Source organism: Aurantimonas sp. DM33-3, assembly GCF_014334315.1.
GTDB classification, from domain to species: Bacteria; Pseudomonadota; Alphaproteobacteria; order Rhizobiales; family Rhizobiaceae; genus Aurantimonas; species Aurantimonas coralicida.
On sequence record NZ_JACSGS010000024.1, the window covers coordinates 23,839 to 29,838 of the forward strand.

At 54.5% G+C, this 6,000-nt stretch carries 5 protein-coding genes and 3 pseudogenes; 5 read left to right on the forward strand and 3 right to left on the reverse strand.

The window, feature by feature from the left end; translation table 11 throughout:
* Window positions 1-142: 142 nt before the first annotated feature.
* Window positions 143-541 carry a MerR family transcriptional regulator gene (locus tag H9Q09_RS20940; RefSeq protein ID WP_187392662.1) on the reverse strand — a complete coding sequence of 133 codons (399 nt, stop codon included), beginning with the start codon at window positions 539-541 and terminating at the stop codon, window positions 143-145.
* Window positions 542-811: 270 nt separating this feature from the next.
* Between H9Q09_RS20940 and H9Q09_RS22570 the strand changes: the two are divergent.
* Window positions 812-994, forward strand: a pseudogene (locus tag H9Q09_RS22570) (IS3 family transposase); the annotation flags it as partial.
* Between the two features lie 83 nt (window positions 995-1,077).
* Here the strand turns inward: H9Q09_RS22570 and H9Q09_RS20945 are convergent.
* Complete coding sequence (locus H9Q09_RS20945; RefSeq protein WP_187392663.1) at window positions 1,078-1,419, reverse strand: hypothetical protein; 342 nt, start codon at window positions 1,417-1,419, stop codon at window positions 1,078-1,080.
* A gap of 684 nt (window positions 1,420-2,103) precedes the next feature.
* Between H9Q09_RS20945 and H9Q09_RS20950 the strand changes: the two genes are divergently transcribed.
* The 4 genes and pseudogenes from H9Q09_RS20950 (at window position 2,104) to H9Q09_RS20970 (ending at window position 5,843) form a co-directional block, all read left to right on the forward strand.
* Window positions 2,104-2,325, forward strand: coding sequence for a hypothetical protein (locus H9Q09_RS20950; RefSeq protein ID WP_187392664.1), 222 nt, complete (start codon window positions 2,104-2,106; stop codon window positions 2,323-2,325).
* Between the two features lie 1,043 nt (window positions 2,326-3,368).
* Window positions 3,369-3,569, forward strand: a pseudogene (locus tag H9Q09_RS20960) (transposase); the annotation flags it as partial.
* A gap of 885 nt (window positions 3,570-4,454) precedes the next feature.
* Complete coding sequence (locus tag H9Q09_RS20965) at window positions 4,455-5,510, forward strand: replication initiator protein A (RefSeq protein ID WP_187392666.1); 1,056 nt, start codon at window positions 4,455-4,457, stop codon at window positions 5,508-5,510.
* A gap of 117 nt (window positions 5,511-5,627) precedes the next feature.
* Window positions 5,628-5,843, forward strand: coding sequence for a hypothetical protein (locus H9Q09_RS20970; protein ID WP_187392667.1), 216 nt, complete (start codon window positions 5,628-5,630; stop codon window positions 5,841-5,843).
* 33 nt (window positions 5,844-5,876) lie between these two features.
* On the opposite strand, the pseudogene H9Q09_RS20975 reads toward H9Q09_RS20970, so the two are convergent.
* A pseudogene (locus H9Q09_RS20975) lies at window positions 5,877-6,000 on the reverse strand (IS481 family transposase); the annotation flags it as partial.

The following is a 6,000-nucleotide window of genomic DNA, read 5'->3' on the forward strand; positions in this document are numbered from 1 at the left end:
GAGTTCGCAACGAAATTCACGATGGAGAATCCGGTCGCATGAGGCTAGAAATGAAACCCAGGACTCTTCCTCGAACCAAAGGAGTTCAGGGTCTCAGATCATACCCGACGTAAAAAGTGCGAGCAGCCATCAAAAGGCAAAACTATTTCATATCAGCGCTCGCACTTCTTCGGATCTTTTCCTCCACCCCGGCGATCGTTTCATCCATAACGTGCAGACATCTCTCTATTTCATCTGCCTGCATGCGGAGAAATTGCTCCTGCTCGCGAAGCCGTGCCTGAATAGACACCAGATGGCTTCGTTCGACATCAGGACGGTCATAAACCTCGATAATTTCCTTGGCTTCCAAGAGGGAAAACCCAAGCGTCTTGAAATGCAGAATGAGCTGTAACCTTGCCCGATCTGCGTGAGAATATATACGTTGCGATCCATTCCGTTTGGGATGAATCAATCCTCTGGCTTCGTAAAATCGAAGCGAACGCAGCGATATATTGAACTCATCCGCCAGATCGCCGATCCGATAACTATCCGTGTCGCTCATGGATGCTCGTCGACCCCTTACTGTTTCTGGGCATGACCCGACGTTAGACAAATACGGCAAGGATCGCGGGATTACAAACGAGGGAAGCACCGTACGACCTTATCTAGAGCCGCCAGTTGTAGCCTAGAGAGGTCCCGATAAACGAGGTCATCGCAGTGGAATGAAACCCATTTTGCCGCCCTCAAGCTTGCTGCCATCCTCATCGGGATCACCGCATTGAAGCGCGCCCGGTTTTCCGGAGACCTCAATTCCTGAGAGAATGGGGTCATCATGACGAAACCGGCATCGAAGAGATATTCGCAGGAAGTTCGTGAACGGACTGTCACGATGGTGCGAGAGCATCGAGCCGATCACGCATCGCCGTGGGAGGGGATTTCTTCAATTACGGCCAAGATCGGCTGCTCGGGCGAGACGCTGCGAAAGTGGGTGCAGCAGGCCGAGCGGGATCAAGGCGCTCCAAACGGTCTTCGGGAAACCCGGCGCGCTTCATATAATGCGTCCGCGCTCCAGCGACGGCACATACAACGCAAAGCTGCCTATTGCTGAACGGCAGAAATTACAGTTTCTCTTGACTCGCCTTCTGAATGCCAGGCCAGCTGGAAAAACGGCATCAGGAACTCCTGCCATTCGTGATCGACAAATGTCACCGTTAACTGGCCTTTATGATCATGTAGCGCGACGACAATCTCTCGCGGGAGACGGCGTCCTTCAACGAGCAGAAAGAGGTTTTGCGCAAGGGTATAGACCCGCCGCAAGCGCTCGATCCGATCTGGATCATCCTCCAGTCGCCAAGCCTCCATGAGCGGTGCGTATACATTAGCCAGATGCCGCTCTTCAAAGCTGTCACCTTCAATTAGGTGCCAATCCTCTAGCTGCATTTTACCCCTTTCGGCCGAAAACTGGCCTGCCGTTCTCCGACTACGAATTGGAGCTTCGTCAGTTTGCTCGGATTCTAATCTCCTTGCGCTGCGCGTTGTGTGAGGCGATTGGTGGTGCTCGAACACACGGGTCCTGACATGCCGACCAACTGTCGAGACAGAGCCTTGACCCTGCCAGCTTTCGTAACTCTAACTTACCTTTTCCTATCGCAGCGGAATTTGATTGCCATACTGATTTACAAAGGTCGCGAAAAGATCTGATTTCCAATCATCATCTGAAAATATTTTAACAATCAAGCCACATATTAGCGACGCCACTCGAGACGAGTAGCCGCTAACGAGTGGATGTCTCGGAGCCCAGCTCTGCAAACTCATCGTCTTACTGGATGACCAGTCGAGAGAGGGGGAATACCGTAGACGGGATGGCCCCCCGCGCGGATTTGGGATGACTGCCACCAGACGGGCGGCCTGAGGCCTGACAAAACTATCGCCCGATTTGGAGGAACCCGCTTTTCATGCAGTGGAAGCCACCGACATCTGCGGCAGATGCGCCAGCCGGGACATCAGTATGCTGGTACGAGCGAAGGTGCAGGGCGCTCAGCATATTAATATGGAATTAACTTCCTTGTTGACTCAGCGGAACATGTGAGTCGAAGCTGATTCGGTACAACTGGGAGGCCGAAGATGACCGCGCAACATTTTATCCAGTGGTTGGACGTAATGTGGCTGTCGGACAAGGAGGCAGCGCAGCGTTTGTCTGTCTCCATCGATGAGATCAATCGCTTCAAGTACCAGGGTGCCAGCAGCACTATCGGCCTCGCATGCGCAGCTATTGCCAATGGCCTTTCGGCATGGGTTCCAAAGCGCAGCTTCAGGATAAGTCAAAAGACTAGAAAGGCGGCATAGGCCTCCCCTCCAAACACGGAGTAGCGGTTGCCAGATGCCGTTATATAGGTGCTGACGAAAAGGCCGCCGCAATTCGCTTCAACGAGTGCGACGGCCTTGCCAATGGGTGGTCTTGCAAGATTCATCCAGATGGCACGAACGGAAGATAGCGCAGAACTGTGGTTTGCGGAACGCAAAAATGACCGTCCATAAAAAAATGTGGCAGTCAGCCCGGATGGTCGACCCCAACTGCAGTGGTCCTCGCTGAACTATGGTTTTCAGCCATTGGAGGACGAGAGCATGCGGCAGAAGAAACACAGGCCTGAAAGGATCGTCGTGAGCTGCGGCAGGTCGATCTCTTGGTATTGCAGGGGCAATCTGTTGCTAAGAGGCCGCCGCAAAAGGGGGGAGCGTCCGAAATCCGCGAGCACTAATAGCGCCGAACGTCGCGTTACCAGGGCGACGTCACTGACGCGGAGTGGCAGGTGATCGAGCTGCACCTCCCGCCGGTGAGCGTGACGGGATGGCCCAGATCATGGGCTATGCGAGAGATCGTCCGTGCTATTTTCTACGTCACGCGAGGGGGCATCGCATGGCGCCTGTTGCCGAGCGTCTCCGCCATGTAGCACGGTCTACCGATGGTTTGCGGCCTGGCGTGGCAGCTGCATCTTCAGGAAAGTCAACCACGCTCTCATCATGGTCGAGCGAGAGTGGACCAGGCGAGCCGCCAATCCACGGTGGTAATCATCGACAGCGTCAAGACCATCGAAGCGGGCGGCGTTGTGGGTACCATGCTGGCAAGAAGATCAAAGGCTGAAAGCGCCAAGCCCTGATCGATACGGACGGGCGAGCGTTTGTTCTCGAGCCGCATTCGACCAGCGTGCATGACCGGGACGGAGGCGGCACCTTGTTGAAGGCTTCCCGCCCTCTCTCCCGTTCGTCAAACGGCGTTCGCCGACGGTGGTTACTCCGGCGCCCGAGTTGCCGATGCGACGCTTATCGTTGTCTCGATCATTCTCCTCGTGCGCCGCACCGCCAGAGCTTCATGAGTTTCAAAACCGACGCTCAACGGCGAGATCTTCTATTCGCTGGCCGAGGCGAAGATCGTGATCGAAAGCTGGCGCCGCCACTACAACACGGCACGTCCGCACTCGTCATTGGGCTACCGTCCTCCAGCACCACAGGTCCTGCAATGGCCGGCTTCGCCACCCGGACCGCCTTCGCCGGCCACGCCAGCCTTGGCGCAAAAACCCGTCATGAACTAAGATTTGCCCTAGGCCGCCCAGTGAAAGCCTACCATGAGAAGCTGCCTACCCTGGGGAAATTCCGACGAAAGCTATCATGGTGAAGGCTCCTAGCTGTCCGAAGCGCTTGGCTGTTAATACAGCCAAAAAACAGCCAGCGCACCGTCGAGATGACCTCAAATTTCGCAAGGGACAAAGCGGAAATCCAAAAGGTCGACCGAAAGGTGCCCATAACAAGCTCAGCGGGGCGTTCCTCCGTGCGCTGGCTGCAGATTTTGAGGAACATGGCAAGGATGCGATCGAGGCGGTTCGTCTCATGAGACCCGCGGACTACATCAACCTCGTCGTAAGTTTGTTAGCACGTAACCGGTAGAACCGCCTCGGGCGCCACGGCCACGCTGGTTCCGCTTCGCCCTGACTCTGAAACGAACACACTTCGCCAGACTCCCCAGCGCATTTAAGCATTGAGCTGAGACGAATCCTGCAGCAGGTCACCGTCCGCCTATTGCGTCCAGATAAGAGCGCTTTCACCAGTGATATCGCAACCGATGCCGCATGAGTGGCTATGCCGGTAGTCGCATGCAAAGCGTCGACGCTTTGCGGTCAGACAACGGATTACGGCTGATCCCTGTGTTAATATATGTGTTAGATAGTGTTAAGCGCATACCGCCGGATCCTAAGCTCCTAAAAAGACAGCGAAATTTGGCAGATTTTCCGAGCGCCGGTAACTGAAACCCCGAATATTGGTAACTGAAACCCCGAATATTGGTAACTGAAACCCCGAAGTAGGCCCCTGGGTACCTAAAACCCCGAAGCCTCAGGCTTATCTGATACCCTGAACTCAATAAGCGGTAACTGATACCCCGAAGCTTGACGTGTGGTGCCTGAAACCCCGAATATGCAGGGATGGAATCAGAGCTCTCTCCGCCCCGTCCAGCGCTCGTGCCGGAGCGGCATCCGCAGCATGATCTGTTCATATGCGATGTGGCTGATGCCGTCCTCAAAGACGTCATGGCCAACATGGAACACCCTTTTTACTCGTTATCCAAGAAGCCCGAAACAACAATCCGAAGGTATGAGCATAAGGGAAAGTGGCTCGAGATAACTCCAAGCGTCAAAGGTCTGGCAACGATCTACGACAAGGACATTCTGATATACTGTATCTCGCAGATCATGGCAAAGCTGCGGAACAACGAAACCGTGACGCAACGTGTACGGTTGAATAGTCGTGACCTGCTCATGTTCACAAATCGTGGTACATCAGGGAAGGACTATCAGGCTCTAATTGAAGCGTTGGACCGACTTGAAGGCACCCGGATCCGGACGAACATTGTGACGGGCGATGAAGAGCAGATTGACGGGTTTGGTTTAATTGAAGCGTCTGCAATCAGACGCAAGCACGGTCTGGATGGACGCTTGCTTTGGTGTGAGGTCAAGCTCTCTGATTGGGTGTTCAATGCTATCAGGGCGCAGGAAGTCCTGACCCTGCACCGGGATTATTTTCGGCTGCGGAAGCCGATGGAACGGCGCGTCTACGAGATTGCGCGGAAGCATTGCGGATCTCAGGAAAGCTGGAAGATTTCTCTTCCACTCCTCCTCAAGAAAAGCGGCTCTCAAAGCCCCGAAAAGCGGTTTCGGCAGATGGTCCGGGACCTGGCTTCAAATGATCATCTCCCCGACTATGGGGTAACGTTCGATGACGAGCGCGATATGGTTATTTTCACCAATCGGGGATCGATGCGTACGGCCTTATCATCGGCAGAAGCGAACGAGCCTTGGCAGGGGCGCCTTGAGCCGGATGCTTACCATGATGCTCGTCCGTTCGCGCCAGGCTGGGATATCCATTACCTGGAACAGGAATGGCGGGACTGGCTCGGCGAGAACGATATCATCCCTAAAAACCCAGAACGTCACTTCATCAAATTCTGCAAAAGCTGGTTCGAAAAGCGTGGTTCACCCTGAGACAGGGTAATCAAAAGCTCGCGTCGAAGCGCAAGCGTCATCCCAGCCTCAGATTGCATACAGGATTAAGCCAAAGCGCTATTGTCATGATCGAAGTCAGACCAGCAGGAACGTTTAATGGATGTCATTTCTCTCTCCGAACGGTTCCATATTGCGGAAATGGAGCGGACAATTTGGTCACAGGGGCGGTTGGCGTATAGGGAGTTTGGCAGGCCGGACAGCAGCCCGTTCGCCGAAGGAACGTCCGAACATCAGCTTTGGATGAGCGGCTTCGAGCATGAGCAGATGCAGCGTCGAGGTAAGTGGCAGGCACTTCTCGAAATGCCGCTGTAGCAACGACCCTCTGAGTTTGTCCGTCATCTGGCGCTAGGTGTTTAGTCCCGGCATTTGGTGGATTGGATCGAGCGTGAATCGTTCTGGTTCTGAAGTCCATCGTTTGCAGATGAACTCGTAGGGCGTGAGGCCCTTCAGGGTCTTGAGGCGCCGGGCG

What these genes read in the sequence shown, in the direction of transcription:
- H9Q09_RS20965 (WP_187392666.1), top strand. Translation starts at nt 4,455, where the DNA reads ATGGAATCAGAGCTCTCTCCGCCCCGTCCAGCGCTCGTGCCGGAGCGG.
- H9Q09_RS20950 (WP_187392664.1), top strand. Translation starts at nt 2,104, where the DNA reads ATGACCGCGCAACATTTTATCCAGTGGTTGGACGTAATGTGGCTGTCG.
- H9Q09_RS20970 (WP_187392667.1), top strand. Translation starts at nt 5,628, where the DNA reads ATGGATGTCATTTCTCTCTCCGAACGGTTCCATATTGCGGAAATGGAG.
- H9Q09_RS20940 (WP_187392662.1), bottom strand. Translation starts at nt 541, where the DNA reads ATGAGCGACACGGATAGTTATCGGATCGGCGATCTGGCGGATGAGTTC.
- H9Q09_RS20945 (WP_187392663.1), bottom strand. Translation starts at nt 1,419, where the DNA reads ATGCAGCTAGAGGATTGGCACCTAATTGAAGGTGACAGCTTTGAAGAG.